A 25137-nucleotide genomic window follows, 5' to 3' on the forward strand; every position below is an offset into this window, starting at 1 on the left:
CCCGGTCGGGCGACTCTGCGGCCACGCCGTTGGAGAACCGTTCCGTTCCGGACGCCGACGCACCGCGTCCGTCGACCGGGTCCGGCACCTCGCGGAGGCTCCCTTCCCCCGTCCCGGGCCCGCGGTCGGCGGCAGGCTGCACGGTGTCGAGCCGGCGGGGGTCCTGCAGGACGGAGCCGGAGACGCGGTCCGCGACGGGGGCCGCACTGCCCGGCTCGGTGCGCGGGACTTCGGGCGTGTCGGCGGACGGGGTGCGGAGGACCTGCTCCTGGGGGCGGTCGGACGGTTCGGCGGGCGTGGCGGAAGGCCGCGGGGGACCCTGGCGGGTGCCGCTGCCAGGCACGCCTGGCAGCGGCACCCGGTCTATCGGCCGGAAACGGGGATCGAACTCCATCGACATCAGGCTGCCGCCGACCTCGTACAGGGGCTCGTCACTCACCCGGCCCTGCTGGGCGTCGATCCAGAGGATCCTGCCGTCGTGGTTCACCGCGTTGACGGCGTGGACGTTGCCGTTGGGCCGCTGGAACACCACCACCGCGATGGAACCGGGGCCGCCGCCGCGCAGCCGGCCGCCGATCACCTCGAACGCCTCGGTGGCCGGCAGCGGCAGCTGATCGTCTCCGCGGTTGACGCGCCAGCCGGTGTTGAGCCACCTCGCCATCGCGGGCGTGCCGTCCTCCACCATCGCGGGGCGGCCGTTCCGGCCGAACACCGGGGCGGCCACGGTCGGCCGTCCGTACCAGGACTGCAGCAGGGAGCAGGCCGCATCCAGGCAGTTCCAGCGGTGGGCCGCTCCGCTGAGGTTGTTGCTGTTGATCCGGCGCACCCAGTCGGCGCTGCCCAGCTGGGCGAGGACGGCCTTCGTCGGGTGCGCGCGGTTGAAGGCCCGGAGGGTTCTGCTGCCCCGGAAGGCGACACCCGTCGGGTCCGGGAACTTCCGGAACGCGCCCCCGGGCTCGTGTGGGAAGACCGCCTCCAGCTTCCTCTGGTCCTTCGGCTCCGGATGACGCAGACCGCCCTCCCGGTCGTACTTCCGAACGCTGTCGAGGGGGTCCGGCCATGCGACGGCCACCTGGGCCGGGCGGTCGGCGCCTGCCCCGGTGCCGGGCTCCAGTGCGTCGTGGACGGGTGCGGTGGACGACGTACCCGGGCGCTGCGGCGGCTCGCTCCCGGCGGGGCGTCGCAGCAGGGCGGAGACGTTCGGGTCGTTCTCGGGCGAGTGGCGGGTGGACGCGGGAGCGGTGAGCGGCCGGTTCGCGTCCGGCTCCGGCCCGTGCGGCTCCGCAGGGGGCGGTACGGGCGGGCTGTTCAGGGCCGCCGCGACGCTTTCGGTGACGTTCTCCCCGCCGTCGCGGACGGCCGGCGCCAGCGGCGCCTCCACGATCGGACGGCTGCCGGTGGCCGCCGCCTCCGGGATCGGGGCCGGCTCGACCACGGCCGGGTGACTCGCCGCCCGATCGAGGCTCTGCGGCACCTGCACCAGCTCGGGTGCGTGCCGCGCCACGTCCCGCACGACGGGTACGCCGTCGTCGTGCCGGTCCTGCAGGACGTCGTCGAGGGCCGGGCCGGGCTCGTCGAACGCCGAGGCGATCCGGCTGAGCACCGGGTCGTGCGGCGTCGGACGGTCGCCGGACGGCCCGGGGGCGTGGCTGTCGGGCCGGGCCAGGAGGTCGTCGAGTCCGCCACCGTCCGGGACGGGTCCGGCCGGGTGCAGCGGGCGGCCCGCCGGCTCCGGGCGGTCGAGGGGCTCTCGCGAGGCCTGCAGGTCGGCGGAGCCCGGGGAGGGCGCGTCAGGTCGGTGGGGGGCGGGGGCCGGCAGGTCGGTACGGGGGGCGGCGGGCAGGGCGGCGGCGTCGCCGGGGTAAGGGCCGGGCATGGCGGGGGGTACGGGCGGCGGCTGGTCCTCGGGGTCCGTGTCACCGGGACGTCCGGTGGGCACGGGCGGTATGGCGGCCAGTAGGTCGCGCATCCCGTCGGCGTCCCGGCTGGTGGTCGCGATCGGTCCGGGGTCCGTCGTGGGCCGGGGCCGCGGCGTGACCGTAGGCGTCGGGTGGTCCAGGGCGTTCAGCGCGGCGAGGACCTGCTCCGCCTCGGCGTCGGAGGTCGTCGCGGGCCGGTCGTCGAACAGCGCGGCCATGCGCCGCGCATACTCCGCCGGCAGGCCGTCCGCTGACCCTTCCCCGGTCAGGCGGTCCAGCCGGGCGTGCAGGTCCGCCTCCTCGGCCTGCTGCCGGGCGCGCCTGGCCGACACGCCCTTGTCGAGTTGCGCGTCGGCGAAGCCGTCCGGCCGGTGGGGCACGCTACCGGCCAGCCGAGTGCGCAGTGCGTCCAGCTCCGCTGGTTCGCTATCCGTCGGCAGGGCGGGCGGGTCGGACCTGAGGACGGCCAGACGCCGGTCCAGGTCCTCCGCCGCGGCGCCGGCGGACGGCGTGAACCGCTGCAACTCGGCCAGGCGTTCGGACAGTTCCCCGTCGGACGGCCGCAGGGGCGAATCCTCGCGCAGCGCCGCCAGCCGTCGCTCCAGATCGGCGTCGGTGACGGCCCCGCGGGACGTGCCATCGCCGGCGGCCCCCTCCAGGTCCCCACCGACGTCCGGCAGGCCGGCCAGCCGCTGCCGGATCGACGACACTTCGGCGTTCTCCTCGAGGTCGGCCAGCAGCTGGGTGGCCCGCACCGGGTCGTCGGTGGCTGCCAGTTGCTCCGCCAGTTCACGGGGCCGGACGTCGTCGCCCGGCCCGTCGCGGAACAGCTGCCGGATCCGCTCCCCCTGGCCGAGGCCAGCCGCGTACTGCTCGTAGTCGTCGAGCGCGGACTGCAGCGCCGGCCCACCGGCCTCGGCGCGGTCCTCCACACCGGCGACGCGGTCCAGCCATTCCTGCCGCGATCCCCCCAGCTCCAGGATCCGGTCGGGGCCCTGCTCGACGTGCGCACGGAAGTCACGCAGGCGGGCGGAGAGGGCTTCATCTGCCAGCGAGCTCGAGAACGCCTCCAGCTTCCTCGTGACCGTGTGCCAGTCCCCTGCCGCCGCGGACGTGCGGATCTCCTGCCGCTGCGCGGACTCCAGCCGCGGCACGCCGAGGTCCTTCGCGCTCCGGTTGAGGTCACGCAGGTGATCGTTGAGGCGCTGCGCCAGGGTCCGCGGCTCCTGCGCCGGCGCGGGGTGACGGTCGAGCTCGGCGAGCCGACCGGCCACGGCAGCGTCGGCCGCGGTCCCGGTGCCGACCCCCGGGTCCTCCGGGAGGTGGGCGGGCACGGTGAGGTTGCCGAGGTCCGCGAGCACCTCGTCCACAGCGGCCTCGGTGCGCACCGGAGCGCCGGCGCCGTCCGGCGCGTCCGCGCCCGGCTCAACCGGCGGCCCTTCGGTCGACTGCGTCCGCACTCGGGGCTCCGGGTGCGCGGTGGCCGGGTCCTGCCGGTCGTCCTCCGTGCCACCGGACGCGGTGGGCACCGGCGCACGCTTCGGGGCCGGGTCCGCCGACTCGGTGAAACCACTCGTGGAGTGACCGGGCGAGCCGTTGCCGAACGCGCCGGCGGAGAGTTCGACCGGTGTGCCGGAGACCAGGCCTGCGACCGCCAGCACCAGGTTCACGGCGGTCATGGCCACCGGCGCGGCCGCCATCACGGTCTCCACTGCTTCGGACCACGTGCTCCTGCCGCTCCCCGCGGTGTCGGCCGGGGCCGTGGCCGGGCGGGTGGGTGTGTCGTCGCCGGCGGGCCGGTCGGGTCCGCCGGTGCTGACGGGACGGAAGGCGGGAGCGTCGGCCAGGGCGTGCGGGGTCTCGGTGGGTGCGTCGAGGCGCGGGCCGAGCCGCGGGACCGGGAAGGGGGCCGGGTGGCCGCTGAGGTTGGTGGCCAGCGACAGCAGCGTCAGCGGGTGCAGCGGCGGGAAGTACTCGCTGTCCCCCGGTGCGATCGGCTCGTGCTCCCAACTCCGCACGAAATTGGTGAACTTGGCGGTTATCGGGGCTGCCAGGTGGTGTCCGACGTGGCCGAGCAGGCCCATGGTGAGCCCGGAGACGAAGGTGGACCACGAGGTGGAGAACTGGTGGCTGTCGGAGAAGACGAGGTTGTAGAAGCCCTCGTTGAGGCTGTTGTGCACGCCGCCCTTGAGCAGTTCCCCGGCCGCGTAGCCGAGTTGGTAGACCCGGTTGCCCTCGTGCATGAAGTCGGCCAGCGCCGGCAGGGACTCGGCCAGCGCCTTGACGCCCCCGGAACTCAGCGCTGGGGCCGAGTCGTGGGCGGCGGCTTCCAGCACCGAGTGCAAGTGCTCGCTGAGGAGCGAGTGGTCGGCGCCGGTCCTGACCCATTTCCCGGCGAACGCCTCGCCGAAGTCGTGGCCGAGTTCGCGCGCGATCGCGTCGTCCCCGAGGATCCCGCCGAGGTGCTTCTCGAAGATCCCGCCCATCCGCTTGGCGAACGCGTCCGCGATCGAGCCCTCCCCGAACCTGCGGAACCCGTCTTGCAGTTGCGGGACGGTCGCGCCGAGCAGCCGGCCGAGGTCGTTGGCGAACGCCTTCGCCTGCGGCCCGTCGAGCCAGACACCACCGCCGCCCAGGGGGCCCGCGGCCGGATCGTGCCGCACGAGGTCGGTGAGCTCGTTGCCGGCGTCGTGCACTGCGCTGTCGGTGAACTCCCGGCCCGCGTCGTGGGCGAGCGCCGGGAGCGCGTCGTGGGCGCCGCCCTCCAACGCGTCGCGGGCCGCGTTCGCCATCACGTCGCCCAGGTCGTGGCCGAGGATCGAGCCGGCGCTCCGGCCGATCAGGTTGCCCAGCGCCTTGCCGAACCCCATGCCGAAGAGATCCAGCGGACCGGAGGTGAGGCCGCCGATCCCGCCGAACTCCAGCCCCTGGACCGTCGCGGACAGGTCCCATTCGTGCCGGTTGCCCTGCAGGAACTGGATGCCCTGGATGGCGCCGTCCAGGGCGAGGCCGCCGGCCACGCCGACGACGGTGTGCATCGCGATCGACTTCAGCAGCCAGCCGAGGATGCTGGCGATCGCCTCCCGGCAGGCCGCGTACTCCCACGTCAGGTTCGCCAGGGAGGCACCGCCGGTGAACGGCGCCCAGACCGACGCGAACGCGATTTCCGCCGCCAGCTGCACCAGCTGGGCGATGATCATCCACTTGCTGTACTCGACCTGGTTGGCCGTGTCATAGGCAGTCTGCGACAGCTTGGCCGCCTGCCCAGCCGCCTCGCCCAGGTAGTCGGCGCCGCCGGACTGCCCGATCAACTCGCGCATCGAGGTGACGAACGCGTCCGCGGCGTCCCCCTCGAAGCGCAGCAGGCAGACGTTCACCAGCTCGACGATGTAGTTCTTCAGTGTGGGGATGTCGTCGGCGATCGCCCGGTAGTCGTCGCCCGCCGTCCGCAGCGCCCCTTCGTCGGCCTCCGGCCACGGCATCCCCGAGACCGCCGAGAACAGGGACGCCAGCGCCGGCGGAAGGCTGATGGAACCCGACATACCGACTACCTCTGTCTGCTTGCTTGTTCGCTGTCCGGTGGGACCGTCACACCCGGTCTTCGTCCGCCGGGCCGGTCGGCTACATGCCGTTGACCAGATCCGTGGCGTTCTGGTCGGCGTTCTGGAACTGGTCGGAGGTGTCCTGACCGGTCGTTCCTGCCGCGTCGACCGCGTCGCGCACGTTGCCCAGCAGGTCGGTCAGGTTCTTGGTCGGATCGTCCACGGTCTGGTGGTACTGCTTGCCGATGTCGTCGTTGCCCGCGGCGTTCTTGTTGTACGTGTTGATCTCGTCGATCTTGCTGCGCATCTGGTCGACCAGGCCCGACATCCGGTCGAAGTCGCCGAAGGCCTTCTTGAGGTCGGACAGCGCGGTGAGCTTGTCAGCCACGGAACTCCTCCTGCTTTCCGGCGCGGCGCGCCTGGTCGCCCTCCACTGCCGCCGGACGCATCGCCCGCAGCGGAGCGAGCAGTTCGTCCAGGTCGGTACCGCCGGTCATCGACTGCCGCAGCAAGTCTCCGAGACCCTCGAACGGCCGCATCGACTCGATGACCCGCTCGCCCATCCGGGCCATGGCCTCGTTCAGCACGTCGATCAGCGCGCCCGACAGTTGGGCCGGGGCCATCGAGCGGTAGTCGGTGGTGTGGAAGGTCAGTGAAACGACCTTCCCCTGCGGGCCCACCGTGGCCGTGACCATCCGGTCCTTGGACGTCGCGCAGGCCGTCACCGCCATCAGTTCCCGGCGGGCCTCGTCCATCCGGGTCTGCTGTTCCCGGAGGCTCACCATCGCCTGCTCGATCTGCTCCGCAAAGGGAGACGTCATGGCTTCCACCTTTCGTTTCCAGCTCCCGACTCCCCTGGGGGCGAAGGGAATTGATGTTCCGTTCCGGTCCACGGCCGGCGACCGGCACCGGAACGGCCGGCCCGGCCGGGTGGCTTGGGCACCACTCCGGGGTACCACCCGGCCGGACCCGGGGCTCAGCGGCCGATCACACCGCTGACCGCGCCGGTGTCAGTACCCCAGGTCTCCTCGTCCTCGGCCAGCCAGGTGGTCCGCTGCCGGTCCTGGCTGCCGGGGCCACCGGCGGGCATGCCGCCGCCCGCGGGCATCATCGGTGCGCCGCCGCCACTGGTGGTGGCGATCCGTGGTTCCGTCAACTGTGCTTCCTCGCCAGGCGCGGCCATCCGCTGCTCGGCGGCTGCGTTCTCGGCCATGGCCGCCTCGCGGGCGGCGGCCTCCTCCGGCGGGAGTTCGCCGCCGTTCGCCAGGGCCTCGTCGCTCAGGCCGGTGGCCGTCCCCAGCATCCGGGCACCACCGACCGTCGCGGGGCCGCCCGTACCCGTCGCGGGCGGGGAGCCGAGCAGTCGGCCCTCCGGGCTGCCGGCGCCGAGCGGGCCCGACGGGCCCGAGGAGCTGGTGCTGGGCCGGAACCCGGCGGCGGGGCCGAGCATCGCGTGCTCCTCGTTGGCCAGCAGTTGGCTGTCCTCCGGGAGCGGTTTGCCGTCCGCGCCGAGCAGCGTGCCGCCCCTGCCGATCGTCACGCCCTTGCTCACGACCACGGGGTTGCCGTTGGCGTCCGGCACCGGCTTGCCGTCCGGACCGACCACCGTACCGTCGGGTTTGATGCTGGAGCCCTCGGGTACCGCCGCGCTCGGGCCGCCGGGAAAACCGGCGCCGATCGCCGCCCCCGGCGGTACCAGCTCCGGCCGGCCGTCGGGGCCGGCGATCGCTTTGCCGTCGGGGCCGAGGAGCTTGCCGTCCGCGCCGATGGTCGTGCCCAGGGGCACCAGCGTCGGCAGTCCGGTCGCCGGGTCGGTGAGCGGCTTTCCGTGCTCGTCCAGGACCGGAACGCCACCGGCGCCGATGCCCTCCGCGCCCGGGGCCAGGAGGGAACGGACCGGGCCCGGGCCGGCCCCGAAGTGCCCGCTGCCGAGGGTGACCGAGGGTGCCGGACCGAGGCCGGTGGGAGCTCCGCCGGCCGGCAGGGGGTCCGAGCCGGTCACGGAGCCCGTGCCCACACCGTCGGGGGTGAGCGCGAGCTGGTTGGTGTCCGGGCCGGTGAGGTCCGACGGGCCGCCGGCGCCGGCCTGACCGGTCAGGTCGCCGAGCAGCCTGTTCAGGTCGTTCTGCACGCCCGAGCCGGGGTCGATGGTGGTGCTGAAGGCGGCCGGGGGGCGCAGCCGGGTGGGCCGCAGGTCCACCAGGGCGGTGTTGGCGTGCTGGTAGCTCTGGTCGAGCATGGCCATCGCCGGGCCAGCCGCGGCGTCGAGGGTGGTGCTCACGTTCTGTAGCCACAGCACCTTGGCGTTGTGCTGCACGCGGTCCCAGAAGTCCTGGGTGGTGGGGTCGCCCTGCGGGGTACTGATGGTGACCCGGTTGGGGACACCGTCGGGGCCCTGCTCGATGTGCGGCACCGTGCCGCTCATCGCCGTCAGGAAGGCGTCGTGGACGCAGTTCACCGGCCACGCGAGGCGGTTGCGCCAGGCGGTGTACCCCTGCCACAGGGCGCGCTGCGCGGCACCGATGTCCTGCCTGGTCTGGTCGAGGACGGCGGAGTACGGCGCGGGAGTGTTCAACTGCGTGTGCAGGTTGTCCAGTTCACCGGCGATGCCGAGCAGGGCCGACTTGAAGGCACCGGCCGCGCTGCCCTGGAAGTCGCTGTCGCCGGTGTTGACCTTGTCGGCCCACCCGCGGATGGTCGGCATCCAGCCGGTGAGCCAGCCGTCCACGTCGCGCAGCAGTTGGGAGGCGGCGTCGAAGCTCCACACGCTGGTGGTGCCGTTCTGGTAGGGGGACCACAGCAGCGGGGTGAGGATGTTCAGCGGGTTGCGGTCGAACAGGCCGAGCGGGCTGTCGTCCTTGAACTGGCTCCAGTCCAGGTTCACACCGACGACGGTGGAGTAGTTGGTCTGGTGGGTGATGCCGTCGTCGTAGCCCTGGACACCGCACGTGAAGTTGTAGGAGAACCAGACGTCGTAGGCGGTGCTGGGGTTGGTGGCGGTTTCCACCTTCCAGTCGGCGAGCCAGTTGGCCGACTGGCCGTCGAAGGCGACCTGGTCGCGGTGGGTGATGGTGGACTGGTTCTTGTCGGCGAACACCCCCAACGCGTCTTCCCATTGCATGGCTCGTTGACTCCCAAGGTGTGGTGACGGCGCCGCTCGAAGCGTCGTGAGGATGGTGGTGCGGGCCCGGGCGGGGCCGTGGACCCCGCCCGGGCCCTGGACGGAGTCCGTGCCGCGGCTAGGTGATCGGCGGCAGGCTCGTGGTGGAGGGCGTGCCCGTGCCGCTCAGCCCGCCGTAGACGTCCTGCAGCACGTTCATCATCTGGACGGCGCTCAGCGCGTCGTCCTCGGCGTTGTTGAGCGTGGTGCGGGCCTGCTGCAGGTCCAGCGACAGCCCGCTCACGGTGCTCTGCAGGCCGTCCAGCTCGCTCTTCAGGCTGGCGCACAGGCTTTGGAACCTGGCCTGGAGCTGTCCCGGGCTGGGCATCTGCTGCGTGGAGTTGCCCGACAGCAGCTTGCTGTAGTCGCCGGGCCTGGTGCCGGTGCCGGAGCCCGCGGCGGCGGCGAACTCGTTCACCCGCGCGACGATCTCGTTGTTGCGGATGTCCTCGAGGAGGTTCGCGATCTGGTGCAGCGCGAAGTCCTGGAGGTAGGCGTCCGTGACCTTGAGGGTGTCACCCGAGTCGGCCTGGTCGTGACTGTCCGCCATGTCCCGTCTTCACCTTCCTTTCGGCTGGGACCGGGCAGGGATGCGCCGCCGTTCAGCGGCCGAACCCCTGGGCGCCGCGGCGGTCGGCGTCGCGGAAGCCGGTGTGCACCTCGCGCAGGGTCTCGGCGGCCGCGGCGATGTCCTGGGTCATCTGCGCGTCGGCGCGCTGCACCGCGCTGTAGAAGGTGTTCGCGGCGGTCTGCAGGTCGCCGGAGAGCTCCTGGCCGGCGGCCTGGATGGCCTGCATGCAGTCCTCCATGCTCTGGTGCATGCGGCTGCTGGACTGGAGGAGCTCCTCGACGGCCGAGTCGAGGGCGGCGTGCTGGATGGCGACGTCGGCCATGGTGTGCTTCCTTTCGGGTGGATGAGCAGCGGTCAGTTGACGGAGAGGGCGCTGAAGACGTCCTCGGCGGGACCGGTGTGGACGATGCGCTGCTGGGCCTGCTCCTCGGCCTGGTCCAGGTAGCCGTGACCGGTCTGCATGGCTTCGTGCATCTGCTGGTAGGCCTGGATGACGCGGTTGTAGTTCTCCCGCCAGTCCTGGAGCTTCTGGGAGTACAGACCGGCGCTCTCAGCCCGGAACGCCTGGGTGATCTGCTGGTTGATGTCCTCCACGCCCTGGGCCGCCCGGCTCATCGAGTCGACCTGGTCGGTCAGGCTCGCGAGGACCCGGGCGACAGCGCCATCGGTTGTCTGCAGGAGGTTGGCCATCGGGGGGTTTCCTTCCCTGGCGGATCGTGCGGGCGAGTCGGTCGACCCGCCTCGATTCGTTCAACGCGGCCTACTGGCAATGGGGTTCACGTTTTCGGCGGTGCCTTCAGCCCGCACAACCCGCCTTCGCCGGCAGCGCCGGCACGATGCCGCCGCCGGCGAGCGCGGCGGTGTCGAGACTCGGTCCGCTGGGCAGCAGACCCAGCAGGCCGCCGGGGACAGCCTCGGGCGCGACGGCTCCGTAGCCCAGTTGTCCGGCCGTGGCGGCGGAGGGGAGGGCGTACTTCACCCCGTTGTCGGTCACCAGGTACTGCGTCGCACCGGTGCCGGCTCCGGACAGGGCCCGTACCAGTGCTCCGCTGCCCGGACGCACGGCGATCCGGTCCGCCGAGGTGCACGTGGCGGGCACGCCCGGCTGCACCGCGGGCGGCTGGCCGACGAGCGACGCGGCGTCCGCGAGGACGGTCACGGTGAGGGCCGGGCCGGCGGCGGGATGCAGGTCGGCGCACACGCCCGCGGACGGGTTGGGCGTCAGTAGCCGGGGCGGGTCGGCGGGCAGACCCTTGACGGGCAGCGGGTCGGCGGGATGGGCGGTCAGGTCGGCCGGCCCGACCGCGACGGGCACCGGCGGGGCGCCGGCGTAGGCATCGCGCTGGGTGCGCGGGTCGCCGCGCAGGAGGTCGAACTGGGTGACGGTGAGCGGGGCCAGCCCCGCGGTGGTGAGCACGTAGTGGTCGCCGCCGGGGCCGTTGAACAGCTGACCGACCCTGGTCCGCTGACCGGCGAGGACGGGGCCGGGCGAGCCTCGGCCGTCGATCCGCGGGGCGGCCAGGTCGGGGCCGGCCGGCAGCGTGTCGAGGAAGGGCGCGGTGACCGGGAAGGGGGTCGCGTGGGCCCAGCCGAGTGCGTCGACCGCGCCACCCCTGACATCGACCCTCAACCTCTCTCCCTGCCAGAGCAGTTCTCGGGTACCGTCGGGTTCGCCAACGAGCACGGCCTGGTCGGCCGCGAGTGCGCTGCCCTCCTGGCGCGGTGCGATCGCGAGGGTGAGCCGGGGTGTGCCGGCGCCGGAGGGCTCGGCTTGCTGGCTGGCGCACGCCAGCCAGGGGGCGGCACGCAGCGCGGAGGCGTCCGGGAGGGCGTCGGGGGCGCCGACGATGCCGACCGGGGCGGCGATCACCGAGCCGGCGAGGGAGTGCTCACTGACGTGGTCGACCGTCATCCGATCCCCTGCCAAGAGCTTGGCGCTGGTCTCGTTGAGGACCGGGTGCAGCGTGTCGCCGAGGTAGAGGTAGCGTGCCCCGGTCTCGTCGACCACGACCAGCGTGCCCGGCTTGGCCCAACTGGTCGCCCCTCCGGGCCGCATCACCCCGTAGACGGTGACCGCCGCGGCGATCAGCGCCGCGAGTACGGCCCCGGCGACGCTGCCGCGCATGGTGCGGCCGACCGGAGTGTCCGGCGTGTCGGGATCGGATCGCAACATGCCGGAGGCGAGCCTGCTCAGGACGAACAGGTGGGCTTGCACCTGGTCGCGTCGGGTCTGCATCGGGGTTCCTCCTCGGGGAGCCGGGCGCGCGCCGGCGGTGTCAGCCGTGCAGCGCGCGCAGAGTGTGGAAGACCCCGGCCGCGGCCAGGGCCAGCGGCAGCAGGGCGAGCGCCGCCAGGTTGTGCAACAGGTCGGCGGCCCGGCCCCAGTAGGGCAGCAGCCGACGGCCCGGGATCGTCCAGGCCGCGACCAGCAGCGCCGCGGTGACGGCGAGCAGGCCGGCCAGCACCAGCAGCCGGCCCGCGGGGCTCTGCGCGAGGGTGAGGCGGACGATCAGCAGTGCGACTCCGTAGACGCCCGGCAGCAGGACCGCCAAACGCTGCCGCCGGCTGCCGATGGCGCGGGCGTGCAGGGTCAGCAGCAGGCTCAGGGCGGCGGCCGTGCCGAGTTCGGCCCAGCCCCGGCCGAGGGCGAGCAGGGTCAGGGCCGCGGCGCACGCGACCGTGACGGCCAGATGGAAGGCGGTCAGGTATCCGTCGGCGATCGCGCTGCGCGCGATCACGTCGTCGGCGGGGAACGGCTCGATGCCTTCCTGGAGCTCCTCGGCGTTGCGGGGTAGCACCGGGAGTCTGAGGCCGGACAACCGGAAGGAGATCGAGGGGATGAAACCGCCGAAGACGACGGCGAGCGTCGCGATGATCGCAGCCGAGTGCTGCGGTGGCAGGCCGGCCAGGGCCAGTGCTCCGGCCACGATCCCCAGCAGGCCAAGCAGCATCAGGCCGAGGAAGAACGGCGCCGCGCAGGCCGCGGCGGCCAGGGCGAGAGCGGCCGCGCCGGCCGCGGCGCAGGCCACGGCCAGCAGCCGGGCGCCGGTCAACTCGGCGCCGGGGGCGCCGGTGGGCAGCAGCAGGCCGGCCAGGGCCAGGTAGGCGACGGCCGCGCCACCCAAGGCGGTACCGGCAGCGCCGTCCCCGACCGCGCGTGCGGCGCTGAGGGTGGCGAGCAGCAGGAGCGTGCCGGTACCGGCAGCGGCGAGTTCGCGCAGCTGCTGCGGGCCCGGCAGGGCGAGCACGGCCAGGCCGGCTGCCAGGGCGGCCAATGCCAGGGCGAGCGCGACGTGGTGGGTGGTGACCGGCCGCCAGGAGTCACCGCGTTCCTGCATCCCGGTGGCGACGCCGTCCACCAGGTCGTCGAAGTGCACCGGTGGCAACACCGCGCGCCGCGGACGCAGGTACAGGTCCTCGCCGTCGCGCAGTCCCAACGCCTCGCAGGTCCGCTCCTCGTCCAGCGGCGGGCCGCCGAGCGTCTGCAGCACCCAGCCCGCATGGTCCAGCCCTTGCTCCTCGAAGTCGGCCCCGGCGTGGCCGAGGATCGCCGGCAGCAGGTCCGCGAGCGGGATGTCGGCGGGCACGGCGAGTTCGAAGAGCACCTGCGGCGCATGGAATCTCAACCGGCACAGCCCCGCGACCGCGTTGTCGTTCACGCCCGATCCGCCTCCCGTCTGGGCTCGGCCGCACCCGGTGTGCGACCGCTCTCGTCGGCGCGCACGGCGCCCGTCAGGGTGAACGGCGGAGAGGAAACGGAGAGTTCACACGTCCGGGACGAGGTGGAACGGTGAACCCTGGCCGGGGCGGCGCCCGTCGAACCGGGCGCAGATGCGCATCGGCAGGTGAGGAGACCTTCGTTGAGCGTGGTGATGGTCAAGCGCGCGGCCCGCCGACCCGGCCCGGAGATGCCGGAGGGGGAGATCCAGCTGCAGGAGCCGCCAGGCCTTCCCGAATCCCAGGGCGGCATGGGGGCCGTCATCGGCATGGTGCCGATGGCGCTGAGTTCACTGTCGATGGTGTTCATGTTCCTGCGGCCCGGCAGTGGGGCGCTGACGTACGTGGCGATCGGCATGATGGCGGTGTCGGCGGTGGGCATGCTGCTCACCCAGCTGATCCGCGGCTCCAGCGACCGCAAGCGCCAGCTGCGGGCCGAACGGCGCGACTACCTGCGCTACCTGTCCCAGATGCGGCGTCAGGTCCGCAAAGTGATCGGCAAGCAGCAGCTGGCCCTGGCCTGGCGGCATCCGGCGCCCGACGAACTGGGCTCGCTGGTGCGCACCTCGCGACTGTGGGAACGGCGTTCGGCGCACCCCGACTTCAGCGACGTACGGATCGGCACCGGCGCGCAGCGCCTGGCGGTGCGACTGGCACCGCTGGCCACCAAGCCGGTGGCGGACCTGGAGCCGCTGTGCGCGCATGCGCTGCGGCGCTTCATCCACGCCTACGGCACGCTGGCCGATCAGCCCATCGCCATCTACCTGCGCGGGTTCGCCCAGTTGCTGGTGCGCGGGGCAGCGCCGGAGGCCGGGCGGGCGATGGTCCGGGCGATGCTGGCCCAACTGGCGCTCTTCCACGGCCCGGACGAGCTGCGGATCGCGGTGGTCACCGACGCCGATCACCGGGCCGAGTGGGAGTGGATCAAATGGCTTCCGCACGCGCTGCACGCCGTGGACACCGACGGCGCGGGGCCGGTGCGGCTGGTGGCCGCCTCGCTGAACGAACTGGAGCAGCTGCTGGGCGACGAGTTCACCGGCCGCCCCGGCTACGAGGCGGACGCCGTGCCCGGCCGGGACGAGCCGTTCACCGTCGTCGTACTGGACGGGCCCCGGCCCCCCGCCTCCGGGCGGGCGCTGACCGGCTACCGCAACGCGGTGATGGTCGATCTCGCCGACGCACTGGAGTGGAAGCCCGCCCGGTTCACCCTGCGGCTGCGGATCGGGGCGGGCCGGCTGGAGATGGTCGGAGCGGACCGCAACCGCAGGGACGAGGTCACCGACCTCGGCCGACCCGACGCGCTGTCGCGGCCGGCCGCCGCCCGGCTGGCGGTGCAACTGGCCCGGTACCGGGTCGGGGAGTTCGCCGAGGCCGGCGAGCCGCTCGCGGCCGACTTCGACCTCGCCGCGCTGCTCGGCATCCACGACCTGCACAAGCACGACGTCCAGGCGCACTGGGCGCTGCGCACCCAGCAGAACAGACTGCGCGTCCCGCTCGGCCTCGGCACCGACGGCACGCCGGTGGACCTGGACATCAAGGAGTCCGCGCAGGGCGGCATGGGCCCGCACGGCATGCTGATCGGCGCCACCGGCTCCGGCAAGTCCGAACTGCTGCGCACACTGGTGCTGGCCCTGGCGATCACGCACTCCTCCGAGGTGCTGAACTTCGTCCTGGTGGACTTCAAGGGCGGTGCGACCTTCCTCGGACTGGACCGACTACCGCACACCTCGGCGGTGATCACGAACCTGGCCGACGAGGCGGCCCTGGTGGACCGGATGCGCGACGCGCTGCACGGCGAGATGGTCCGCCGCCAGGAGGTGCTGCGCGCGGCCGGCAACTACGCCTCACTGCTGGAGTACGAGAAGGCGCGGGCCGCCGGCGTCCCGCTGGCCCCGCTGCCGACGCTGTTCGTGGTGGTCGACGAGTTCTCCGAATTGCTCGCCGCACACCGGGATTTCATGGACCTGTTCGTGATGATCGGCCGGCTGGGCCGGTCGCTGGGCGTGCATCTGCTGCTGGCCTCGCAGCGGCTGGACGAAGGCCGGATGAACGCGTTGGAGTCGCACCTGTCCTACCGGATCGGCCTGCGCACCTTCTCCGCCATGGAGAGTCGCGGCGTGCTGGGCGTACCGGACGCCTACCAGCTGCCCAGCCAGCCCGGCCACGGCATCCTGCGTAGTGACACCTCCACCCTCACCCGGTTCAAGGCCGCGTACGTCTCCGGGCCGTACCGGGGCCCGCGCCGGGCCGTCAAGCAGACGGTGGTGGCCGGGCAGGTGGTGGCGTACGGCACCGGGTACGTGGCGCCGCGCGAGCTGCCGGCCGCAGTGGTGGTAGAACCCCAGCCGGTCGAGGAGACCCGTTCGCTGCTGGAGATCGCAGCGCAGCAGATGGTGGACGCCGGCCCGCCGGCCCACCGGGTGTGGCTGCCGCCACTGGATGTGCCGCCGACTCTGGACGAACTGCTCCCCCCGCTGGCGCCGCACCCGCACTACGGGCTGACGACCGAGCAGGCCACCGGGCGGGGGTCGCTGACCGTGCCGGTGGGCGTGGTGGACCGCCCCTTCCAGCAGGCGCGCGATCTGCTGACGGCCGACCTGTCGGGCGCCGGCGGCCACGTCGGCGTCGCGGGCGCACCGCAGAGCGGCAAGAGCACCCTGCTGCGTACCCTGATCGCCGGGCTGGCGCTCACCCACACCCCACGCGAAGTGCAGTTCTACTGCCTGGACTTCGGCGGTGGCACACTGGCCTCACTGCGTGGCCTGCCGCATCTGGGCGGGGTGACCGGACGGCACGACGGTGAGCGGGTGCTGCGCACCGTCGCCGAGGTCAACGCGGTCATCACCCGCCGGGAAAAGTACTTCGCCGAGCTGGGCATCGACTCGGTCGCCTCCTTCCGTCAGCGCCGGGCCGCCGGCGAGCTGCCACAGGAAACCCACGGCGACGTCTTCCTGGTGATCGACGGCTGGAACACCCTGCGCCAGGAGTTCAACGACCTGGTGCAGGTGCTCACCCTGATCTCGCAGCGCGGGCTCAACTACGGCGTCCACCTGATGATCGCCACCACCCGCTGGAGCGAGATCGGCGGCGGACTGCGCGACCAGCTGCAGACCCGCTTCGAGCTGCGGCTCGGCGACCCGGTCGACTCGGTGGTCAACATGCGGGCGGCGGGCACCGTGCCCAAGCTCCCCGGTCGCGGCCTGACGGACGACCAGATGCACTTCCTGACCGCGCTGCCCCGCACCGACGGCAGCGGTACCACCGAGGACCTCGGCGAGGCGGTCGCCGACCTGGTCGAGGCGGTAAACGACCACTGGAGCGGCCCGGCCGCCCCCGAGGTGCGGATGCTGCCGCTGCTCGTGGAGTCCTCCGCCCTGCCCGCGCCGTCCGGCCGGTTGCGGGTGCCGATCGGCCTGGAGGACACCGAGATCGCACCGTTGTGGCACGACTTCGAGGAGTCGCCGCACCTGATCGTCATCGGTGACAGCGAATCGGGAAAAACCAACATGCTGAAGCTGATCACCGACTCGGTGGTCGCCGGATACTCGCCGGAGCAGGCCCGGATCATGTTCGTGGACTTCCGGCGCGAGCTCTACGACTGCGTACCCCAGGAGTACCGGCTCGGCTACGCCGTGGCGGTGGACGTGCTCCGGCAGATCGTCGACGGCGCGGCGAGGGCGATGGGGAACCGGGTGCCGTCCGCCGACATCCCGCCCGCGCGGCTCAAGCTGCGCGACTGGTGGGAGGGGCCCGAGCTGTTCGTCGTGGTGGACGACTACGACCTGGTCGGCGCCGGCGCCGGCGCCCATCCGTTCGCGGGACTGCTGGAGCACCTGGCGCAGGGCACCGAGCTGGGCCTGCACGTGATCGTCGCGCGCAGCGCCAACGGCGCGGGCCGGGCCCTGGGCGACCCGCTGCTGCGCAAGCTGCAGGAGGTGAACACCCCGGCCCTGCTGCTGTCCTGCCCGCCCTCGGAAGGCGCGTTGTTCGGCAACGTAAAGCCCCGTCAACTGCCCACCGGACGCGGCTTGTACATCACCCGGCGACGGACCGTCCAGGTGCAGACGGCACTGCTCGCCAAGGAGCATCCGGCGGTACCGGCGGGCTGAACCCCGGCTCGTGCCGAGGACCTAGACCCAGGCGACCGGCCCGGCCCCCGGGCCGGTTGCCCCCACCAGCGAAGGCGGCAGAATGTCCCCCCTCTCCACCTCCCCGGCGCCCGCCGCGAGGCTCCGGACGGTCGGAGCAACCCGATGAGTGTGCCGACCAACCCCGCGGACAGCGCGGTGCTGCGATCCGTCGGTGCGCACTTCGCCATCGTCGACGCCGACCCTGACGGTACGGGTGATTCCCTGGCCGCCGCACTCGCCGGGCTGCCGCCCGCGCCCGAGGCCCTGCTGGTGCTGGCAGCGGCGGCGCACGCCGCGCCGGCTCTGCGCCGGGAGCTGCCCCGCCTGGCGGCCACCGCCGTCGAACGGGGTGCGACCACGCTGGTCCTGGCCGCGTCCGGGCTGGCCGGTACGGTCGCCGGCAAGCGCAGCCCCGCCCAGGTGGCGGCGAGCACCGCCGGGCTTCCCGTGATCGCCCCGGACGGCGTGGTCTCCATCGAGCCCGACGGCGCACTGGTGGTCACCGCACCCGACGGCGACCGCGGGTCGTGGTGGTGGGTGGCGCCGACGGGCCGGCCTCACCGGATCGGCCCCCGCTGGCCGGCGTCATCGCCCTCGGCACTTGCCGGCACGGCGCCGCTCCTGGCCGTCCCCGGCGGCCACTGGGTCACCACCGACACCCGCCTGCCCGTCCCGGCCGACACGCTCGCCACCGTGTCCGTACCCCCGGGCATGCTCCTGCTGGCCGTCGGCACCCCCACCCGGCCGCACCTGCCGGCACACCGCCTGATCGACGCCATCACCCCGCTGGCCCCGCTGCCGCCCGGCGGCATCCTGCTCAGCGCCCCCTGGGCCAACCCCGCCGCGCTCGTCGGCATGGCCACCGCGCTCTCCACACACCTCGACCGCGACATCCGCGCCGCCGTCGGGCTGCCCGTGCGCAGCGGCGCGCACACCGACGGCGGGCCGGACAGCACGTTCCTCGACGCCTCAGGCGCGCCCAGCTGGCAGCCGAGCCTGGTCGAACTCACCGTCTCGGCCGCCCGTGGCAGGGTTGTCGCCTCCAGCTGGCGCTGCAGCACAGCGGGCCCCGACCAGCTGGGCCCCGCCGTCTTCCGGGCGCTGTCCGGCTGGGTCATCGAAGCCATCCCAGCCGGATGGTGGCTGCGGACCGAAGGCCACCCCCGGTACGCCGCGCCGCGCCTTCGTCGCCCCGATCCCCGGCGCCCGCTGCTGTGCGTGGGCGAACGCGGCCACCCGGTCCCCGCGGACGTCTGGCACCGGCTGGACCTGCTCCTCGCCCAGCTGCCCCGGCTCGGCGGCGAACGCCCCGCCCTGCTGCTCGACCCCACGGCCGACGCCGACACCCAGGCCGCAGCCCGCGACGCTGCGCTGCGCCACGGCCTCGACTTCACCGGCCCGCCCGCGGCCACGCCCTCCCCCACCGCCGCACCGGCGACCTCCCACACCGCCGCACCGGCGGCAGCCGCGCCAGCCGCGGCCGTGCACCGCGCCGGCGTCTTCTTCACCGCCGAGCACTGCCACCCGTTCGCCAACCCCAGCCGCTCAAAGGACCGGGAGGCGCTCAGGACCCTGCTCGGCGACCACTACCACCGTCTCGCCAGCCAGGCCGAACTGGCCGTCACCCGCCTCCCCGCGCTGCGCTCGGCCCCCGAGGACGACGTCAAGCCCGACCTGGTAGCGGTCCTGCTGCACCACACCGACCCCGGCCGGCCCGCCACCCGCCGGGAACTCGTCACCGCCGCCCGCGACGGGGACCCCGGGCCGCTCACCGCCTACCTCGGTTGCCTCAACTCGGGTCTACACCGGCTCCCCAGCCACCACGGCCCGGTCCTGCTGGGTGCCGACAACCCGGCGGATGACCTCGGCGGCTACGTCCCGGGACGCGTCCTCGTCGAACCCGCGCCGGTGGCCGCCCTGCCCGCGTACGACGCCCTGTTGGAGGCCGCCGTGGAGTTCGCGGTCTGGTCGACCACTGGCCGGCGCACCGCGGCGTTCGCCGCCGCCGGTGACGAACCCGAGGTGGTCTTCCCTCCCGGCACGCGCTTCACCGTCCTGGCCGTTCACCCCCGGGGCGACGAGCATCCGGCCCGGGTCCTGCTGCGCGAGACCCCCTCCCCCACCGGCCCCGCCGCCGACGAGCGCGGCCCCGACCGCGACCGCCAAGCCCTCGACCGGCTGAGCAGTTGGCTGCGGCGCCGAGACGCCCTCGCCCGCGGCGAGCAGCGCCCGGTGCCACGTCCCGAGCGCTACCGGCTCGCGCTGGGGACGCAGGACGCGGTGCCGGACGTGCCGGCCGTCGATGCACGCCCACACCGTGAACCGTGAACCCGTGAGCTGCTCGGGGCCGGTCAGGCCCGAACCCGCGCCCGCTGCCCGGTCGGGCCCACCGTCCCATCAGCCTGTACTGCTACCCCGTCACCGTCGCCTGGTACCCGCTGGGTACCAGCTCGGCGAGCCGGTCGCTGAGCACGGCGACGCTGCGGCCGTCCTCCCGGCTGCGGTAGAGGTCGATCGCGACGGTGAAGCGCGCCGCGGCCTCCTGCCGCCGGCCAAGCTCCAGCAGCAGCTCGGCGTACCCGTTCTCGGCGATGGCCCGGACGTGGTCGTTGCCCTCGTGCGTACTGAGGTCGACCAGCTTCAGCCAGGCGGCCTCTGCCTCCGCCGGGCGCGCCAACTGCCCCAGGGCCAGCGCCTCGCAGGCGATCGCGGCGAGCCGGACGTGGCCCGGGGGGCGGCCGGCCAGCAGGACCGAGGCCCGCCGGGCGCGCCGCAGGGTCTCGGCCGGCGCCCCGGAGCGCAGGTCGACGTAGCAGACGACGTGCAGGGCGTACGCCTCGCACCACGGGTCCTCCGCCACCCGGGCTTCCTCCAGCGCGAGCTGCGCGTAATGGCGGCTGAGCTGGTCCTCCCCCAGGGCGAGGCAGGCACCGGCGAGCGGGACGAGGGTGCGGACCCGGTGTGCGGGATCGGCGTGGTCCGGATGCGCGTCGAGCCCTTGCCGGAGGTGGCGCACCGCCTCGGGCAGCCGGTTCATCTCCTTGTGGACGAAGCCGAGCGACGAGAGCATCCGCGGCACTGCGGCCCGGTCCGCCGAGTGCTCGGCCGCGCGCAGGCCGACGTCGGCACACGCGAGCCAGCTTCGGTACGCGCCGGAGGCGAGGAACAGGCCGGTCGCGTTGTCGGCGAGCCGCCAGGCCCGCTCGTACTCCGCGGAGCCGGCGCAGCGGTGGACCATCGCCCGGACAGCTGCTTCCTCCTCGGCCAGCCAGCGCAGCGCGTCGCCGATCTCCCGGTGCCGGGGCAGCGCCTGCGGGGTGTGCTCCGCCGCGTGGTGCAGACCGCGATCGCGGCCGGAGACCAGGGTGTTGGCGGCCGCCGTCGCCGCGAGGTAGTAGTCGGCCAGGCGGGCGAAGGCCAGGTCGCGGTCATCCTGGGTCAGCTCCTCGTCCAGCAGCTGCGCGCAGTACAGCCGGACCAGGTCGTGGAGCTGGTAGCGGCCCGGACTCGCCTCGGTCACCAGGTGCAGCGCGGCCAGCGCGTTCAGGGCGCTTCGTCCAGTGGCCAGTGGCTGCCCGAGCAGGGCCGCCGCCGCCGGCGCGTCGACGCCGACGCCGACGCCCGGGTGGAGCGCGATCAACGGCAGCAACTCGGCTGCATCCAACGGCAAGTGACGTCTGCTCAGGGTGAGTTCGCGGGCCACGCTGACATCGCCCGAGGCGCCGAGCCGGCGGAGCCGGTTGCGTTCGTCCTCCAGCTCGTCGACGACATCCGACACCGACCAGCCGGGGTGGTTCGCCAGCCGGGCCAGGGCGATGCTCAGCGCCAGCGGGAGGTGGTCGCAGAGTTCGATCAGACGGCGTGCGGCCTGCGGGTCCTCCTCGGCCCGGCGAGTGCCGATCCGGCGGCGCAGCAGTTCCTCGGCCGCGGCGGCGGTGAAGGGCCCCACCGGGAGGAAACCGGCGCCCTGACGTACCATCAGGTCGCCCAAGGCGTGCCGGCTGCACACCACGACGGTGGCGGAAGCGCTGTCGGGGAGCAGGAGTTCGACCTCGGCGGCGGACGTGGCGTTGTCCAGGACCACAAGCAGGGTCCGGTCGCGGGTGCGGTCGCGGTACAGCCTGGCACGCTCCTCGACCCCGTCCGGGATCTCGTCCTCGGGCACGCCCATGGCACGCAGGAAGGTGTGCAGGAGTTCTGCCGGATCGGTCGGTCCGCCGGTGCTGAATCCGCGCAGGTCTCCGTACAGCTGACCGTCGGGGAAGCGGTCGGCGGCCCCATGGGCCCAGTGCGTCACCAGCGAAGTCTTGCCGCTGCCGGCCGCGCCCGCCACGATGGCCACCCCGGTGGTCCGGCCGGCATCCGGGCCGCACATCCGGTCGAGCCAGCCGCGCTCCCCCGGGCGTTCGACGAAGCCGGGCAGGCGGCGGGGAAGCAGCCGGGGGGCGAGGTAGCCCGCCGGCCGGGCTCCGCCAGCCGGGACGGCGGCCCGCTGCCCGGACGTGCCGAGGATCGTGTGCAGTGCGCCGGCGACGGCCTCGCCGGGTTCCGTGCCGAGCCGGTCGGCGAGTCGCTCGGCCACGTCCCGGTAGACGTCGAGCGCCTCGGTGCGCCGTCCGGCCTGATCCAGTGCCAGCATCAGCGCGGCCACCAGGGGTTCGCGCAGCGGGTCGGCGGCGACCGCGGCCCGGAGCCGGTCGACGGCCAGTTCGCCGAGGCCCTCGCCGAGTGCGGTCGTGGCCCAGGCCTGGGTCGCCGCCAGGCGGGCCTGGTCCAGGCGTCGGGCGAGCGCGCGTACCACCTCGCTGTCCGGCAGGTCCGCGAGGGCCGGTCCGCGCCAGAGCCGCAGTGCCCGGTCGAGCAGGGTGAAGGCCTCGGTGCCGTCCGCCTGCGCGGCGGAACCGAGCAGCGCGTCGAAGCGGTGCGCGTCCACCGTCAGGGGGTCACCGGTCAGCTCGTAGCCGCCGGCCCGGGTCTCTACCGAGAGGCCGTGGCCGCTCAGCATCTTGCGCAGCGCGGCGATGTGGCCCTGCAGCGCGGCCCGGGCCTGCGCGGGCGGGTCGGCCTCCCACAGCGCGCCGAAGAACCTCTCCACGGGTACGGTCCGGTTGATGTGCAGGGCGAGCAGGGCCAGGGCAGCCTTCCGCTTCGCCCCGGCCACGACCGGCCGCCGACCGCCGGGCTCGCACAGTTCCACCGGCCCGAGCAGCAGAATCCGCGGATCCGCCATGCTCAGTCCTCTCGCTTCGCTCTGCCGGCCTGCCCCGGGCGCCGGGGCACGATCGCCGTCCGGCCGCCGTGCCGGTGCCGGCTGTGATGATGACTCTGCGTACCCGCCCGGCCGGCGGCCGGGCCGTTCAGACTCCGGGGGTTCAGCCGCCGAGCCGGGCAAGCAGTTCGGGGTGGCCGCCCAGGGCCTGGTCCAGTACGTGCCGCCTGAACGGCGCGTGATCCGCGAGGTCGACGTCGGCCCAATCGATCCTGCCGAAGGGCGGCTGGGGATCGTACTCGATCAGCAGTTGCACCCGCCGGGCGACATCCTCGCCAGCCACCCGGCTGACCAGGTGCAGCGCCATGTCGATACCGGCCGCCACGCCCGCTGCCGTGACGTACCGCCCGTCCTCCACCCAGCGCTCGGCCACCGGGCTCGCGCCGAACGGCGCGAGCAGGTCGCGGAACAGCCAGTGCGAGGTGGCCCGGCGGCCCTCCAACAGCCCGGCCGCGGCCAGCAGCAGCGAGCCGGTGCACACCGAACCGACCACCGACGCCCCCACCGCAGCCCGGCGCAGCCGGCCGAGCAGCTCCTCGTCCGCCATCGCGGCGAGCGTGGGTGCCAGGCCGCCGGGCACCAGAAGCACGTCTGGGTCGGGGACTTCGTCGAAGGTGTGGCTAGGCAGCACGGCCAGCGGGGTGTCGGTGCCCATCGGCTCGATCCGCTCGCCGAGCACCACCGTGCGGTAGCCCGGCGCGAGGTCCGCCAGCGCGGCGCAGACCTGGAGCGGGCCGACGAGGTCGAGCACGGTGATACCCGGGTAGGCGACGAACGCGATCGTCACTTCGGGCGATGCAGTCCGCTCGGCAGACCACTGGGTCATGGCAACTCCTGACTCTCGGGGACGGGAAGCCGGCTCCTACCGGCCGTCACCCCACCGTTTCCGACCCCGTCCGCACCGGCAAGCAGCACCGGGGGGGAATGTCCGGAATCCTGTGTTCCCTGTCCGTCGGACACGATCGGCTAGATTGGCAGCCATGACGACCGAAGCCCGGCACGTGCTGGTGATCGGCTACGAGCAGGCCGAGCTCCTCGACATCGCCTGCGTCGTGGACACCCTGTCCGCGGCCAACCGGCTGGGCGCGGACCCCCCGTACCGCGTGCAGCTGGCCTCCCCGAACAACCGGCCGATCCACTCCGCGGGGGGACTAGTGCTCGCGGTCCACACCGGGATCGAACGCGTCCGGGGCAGGCTGGACACCCTGGTGGTCGCCGGCGGGCCCGGCCACACCGCCGCCGCGGCGGACGCCGGGTTCGTCAGCCACGTGGCCAAACTGGCCGCCCGCAGCCGCCGGGTGGCGTCCGTCTGCACCGGCGCGAGCATCCTGGCCGCGGCCGGCCTGCTGGACGGACGGCGGGCGACCACGCACTGGGCCCATGCGCGGGAGCTGGCCGACCGCCACCCTGCGGTCATCGTCGACAAGCGCCCGCTGTACATCATCGACGGTGACGTCTGCACCTCCGCCGGCGTCACCAGCGCGCTCGACCTCACCCTGGCCCTCGTCGAGGCCGACCACGGGCCCGAGCTCGCCCGCTCGATCGCCCGCTGGCTGGTCACCTACATGCAACGCCCCGGAAACCAGGCCCAGTTGTCCATATTCGTCAAGGCCAAGCCGCCCAGCCACCAACTTCTTCGTGAGACCGTCCAGTACGTCACCAGCCACCTCGACGGCGACCTCACCACTGCCGCCCTCGCCACCCGGGCGGGCGTCAGCGAGCGGCACCTGTCCCGACTCTTCCTCGACCAACTCGGCCAACCACCGGCCCGCTTCATCCGCACCGCTCGCGCGGAGGCCGCGGCCCGACTCCTCGAGTCCACCTCGCTCCCCCTGGCCACCGTGGCACGCCAGTGCGGCTTCGGCTCCCCCGAAACCCTCCGCCAGGCCTTTCAGGCCCACTACGCCACCAGCCCCTCCGCCCATCGCGCGGCCTTCCGGACAGCCCACCACCCACTTCGGGAGGACTGACCGAACGGCCCCGACCCATCGCGGGCGTTTTATCTATTTACGTAATACGTATTTTATTTGCGTATTCTTCTAAGCGCACCTAGGCTTCAGATGTCTGCGCAATCGGGGCCGCCCAAGGCCGAACGACACCTTCGGACCGCGCAGTTGAATCCTGCTCGGCCCGATGCCGCGCTCGCCCGTCGCTCCCGTTCCCGTGAGGTGTGCCGTGCTGTCCCCGGACTCCGTCCCCATCGTCCGCACCACCCTGCCGATTGTCGGCGCGAACCTGCCGGAGATCACGGCCCGGTTCTACGCCCACGATGTTCGCCGAGCACCCGGGGCTGCTGGACGGCCTCTTCAACCGCGCCAACCAGGCGAACGGAACCCAGCGCGGCGCACTGGCCGGGGCGATCGCCGCCTTCGCGGGCATGCTCGTCGAGAACCCGGGGCGGCGCCCGGACGTGCACGCCGAACGCTCCCCCGCCGACCACGCACTGCGCGCTGAACTCGAGGCCCTGGTCTCGCTGCTGCCCAACGCCAGCGCGCACGTCTGGTACGTGCGGCCGGAACCAGGTTGGCCGGCGGACCGCACCGGTCGCATCGACGTTTCCGAACTCCCGCTCCCCGCCGGGGTCCAGGCCTACCTGTGCGGACCGCTGCTGTTCATGCAGGCACTGCGCACCGCCCTGCTCGACCGGGGCGTGCCAGCCGACGCGATCACCTACGAGGTCTTCGGCCCGGACCTCTGGCTCAGCCGCAGCTGAGCCACCGCCCGCAGGGCGGCAACCACCACGGCGTACCACCGCTGCCGCCCGTGTCGCTGCGCGCACCCGCCGGGCGAGCCCCTCGGGACGACCGACAACCGGCCCCTCCCGGGCTT

15 protein-coding genes are annotated in these 25137 nt (G+C 73.5%); 4 read left to right on the top strand and 11 right to left on the bottom strand.

Going from position 1 to position 25137, the window contains the following annotated elements:
• From ACZ5ON_RS31160 to eccD, 9 genes are all read right to left on the bottom strand, one after another.
• Positions 1 to 5461 (bottom strand): toxin glutamine deamidase domain-containing protein (locus ACZ5ON_RS31160; protein ID WP_465599704.1); only part of this gene is annotated, 5461 nt, incomplete at its 3' end.
• Positions 5462 to 5540: 79 nt separating this feature from the next.
• Entirely contained in the window at positions 5541 to 5849 is a 309-nt protein-coding gene (locus ACZ5ON_RS31165; RefSeq protein WP_465599706.1) for a hypothetical protein, read from the bottom strand.
• Positions 5842 to 6282 carry a YbaB/EbfC family nucleoid-associated protein gene (locus ACZ5ON_RS31170; RefSeq protein ID WP_465599708.1) on the bottom strand — a complete coding sequence of 147 codons (441 nt, stop codon included), beginning with the start codon at positions 6280 to 6282 and terminating at the stop codon, positions 5842 to 5844. Before ACZ5ON_RS31170 ends, ACZ5ON_RS31165 begins: the two co-directional genes overlap by 8 nt.
• A gap of 155 nt (positions 6283 to 6437) precedes the next feature.
• Positions 6438 to 8582 carry a hypothetical protein gene (locus ACZ5ON_RS31175; protein ID WP_465599710.1) on the bottom strand — a complete coding sequence of 715 codons (2145 nt, stop codon included), beginning with the start codon at positions 8580 to 8582 and terminating at the stop codon, positions 6438 to 6440.
• Between the two features lie 118 nt (positions 8583 to 8700).
• Complete coding sequence (locus tag ACZ5ON_RS31180) at positions 8701 to 9171, bottom strand: Ntn hydrolase family protein (protein WP_465599712.1); 471 nt, start codon at positions 9169 to 9171, stop codon at positions 8701 to 8703.
• Between the two features lie 52 nt (positions 9172 to 9223).
• On the bottom strand, positions 9224 to 9514 hold the full coding sequence (locus ACZ5ON_RS31185) for a hypothetical protein (protein WP_465599714.1): 291 nt from the start codon (positions 9512 to 9514) through the stop codon (positions 9224 to 9226).
• A gap of 32 nt (positions 9515 to 9546) precedes the next feature.
• Positions 9547 to 9882, bottom strand: coding sequence for a hypothetical protein (locus tag ACZ5ON_RS31190; protein ID WP_465599716.1), 336 nt, complete (start codon positions 9880 to 9882; stop codon positions 9547 to 9549).
• A 106-nt stretch (positions 9883 to 9988) separates the two neighbouring features.
• Positions 9989 to 11428, bottom strand: coding sequence for a type VII secretion protein EccB (gene eccB, locus ACZ5ON_RS31195; protein ID WP_465599718.1), 1440 nt, complete (start codon positions 11426 to 11428; stop codon positions 9989 to 9991).
• A gap of 40 nt (positions 11429 to 11468) precedes the next feature.
• Positions 11469 to 12851 (bottom strand): type VII secretion integral membrane protein EccD, encoded by a 1383-nt coding sequence (eccD, locus tag ACZ5ON_RS31200; protein WP_465599720.1) that lies wholly within the window; start codon positions 12849 to 12851, stop codon positions 11469 to 11471.
• Between the two features lie 201 nt (positions 12852 to 13052).
• On the opposite strand from eccD, the gene eccCa reads away from it, so the two are divergent.
• Both eccCa and ACZ5ON_RS31210 read left to right on the top strand, forming a co-directional pair.
• Positions 13053 to 17018, top strand: a complete 3966-nt coding sequence (eccCa, locus tag ACZ5ON_RS31205; protein WP_465599722.1) for a type VII secretion protein EccCa — start codon at positions 13053 to 13055, stop codon at positions 17016 to 17018.
• A gap of 144 nt (positions 17019 to 17162) precedes the next feature.
• Positions 17163 to 19367, top strand: a complete 2205-nt coding sequence (locus ACZ5ON_RS31210; protein ID WP_465599724.1) for a hypothetical protein — start codon at positions 17163 to 17165, stop codon at positions 19365 to 19367.
• Positions 19368 to 19449: 82 nt separating this feature from the next.
• On the opposite strand, the gene ACZ5ON_RS31215 is transcribed toward ACZ5ON_RS31210, so the two are convergent.
• Together ACZ5ON_RS31215 and ACZ5ON_RS31220 are read right to left on the bottom strand one after the other, a co-directional pair.
• The gene (locus ACZ5ON_RS31215) at positions 19450 to 22269 is read right to left on the bottom strand and encodes an AfsR/SARP family transcriptional regulator (protein WP_465599726.1); all 2820 of its coding nucleotides are present in this window, start codon (positions 22267 to 22269) and stop codon (positions 19450 to 19452) included.
• Between the two features lie 142 nt (positions 22270 to 22411).
• Positions 22412 to 23134: a DJ-1/PfpI family protein gene (locus ACZ5ON_RS31220; RefSeq protein WP_465599728.1), complete on the bottom strand. Its 723-nt coding sequence runs from the start codon at positions 23132 to 23134 to the stop codon at positions 22412 to 22414.
• A 154-nt stretch (positions 23135 to 23288) separates the two neighbouring features.
• Between ACZ5ON_RS31220 and ACZ5ON_RS31225 the strand changes: the two genes are divergently transcribed.
• Positions 23289 to 24278 carry a GlxA family transcriptional regulator gene (locus ACZ5ON_RS31225; protein WP_465599730.1) on the top strand — a complete coding sequence of 330 codons (990 nt, stop codon included), beginning with the start codon at positions 23289 to 23291 and terminating at the stop codon, positions 24276 to 24278.
• 299 nt (positions 24279 to 24577) lie between these two features.
• Positions 24578 to 25021 carry a hypothetical protein gene (locus ACZ5ON_RS31230; protein WP_465599732.1) on the top strand — a complete coding sequence of 148 codons (444 nt, stop codon included), beginning with the start codon at positions 24578 to 24580 and terminating at the stop codon, positions 25019 to 25021.
• The last annotated feature ends 116 nt before the right edge of the window (positions 25022 to 25137 follow it).

Source organism: Kitasatospora sp. NPDC032150 (assembly GCF_055579945.1).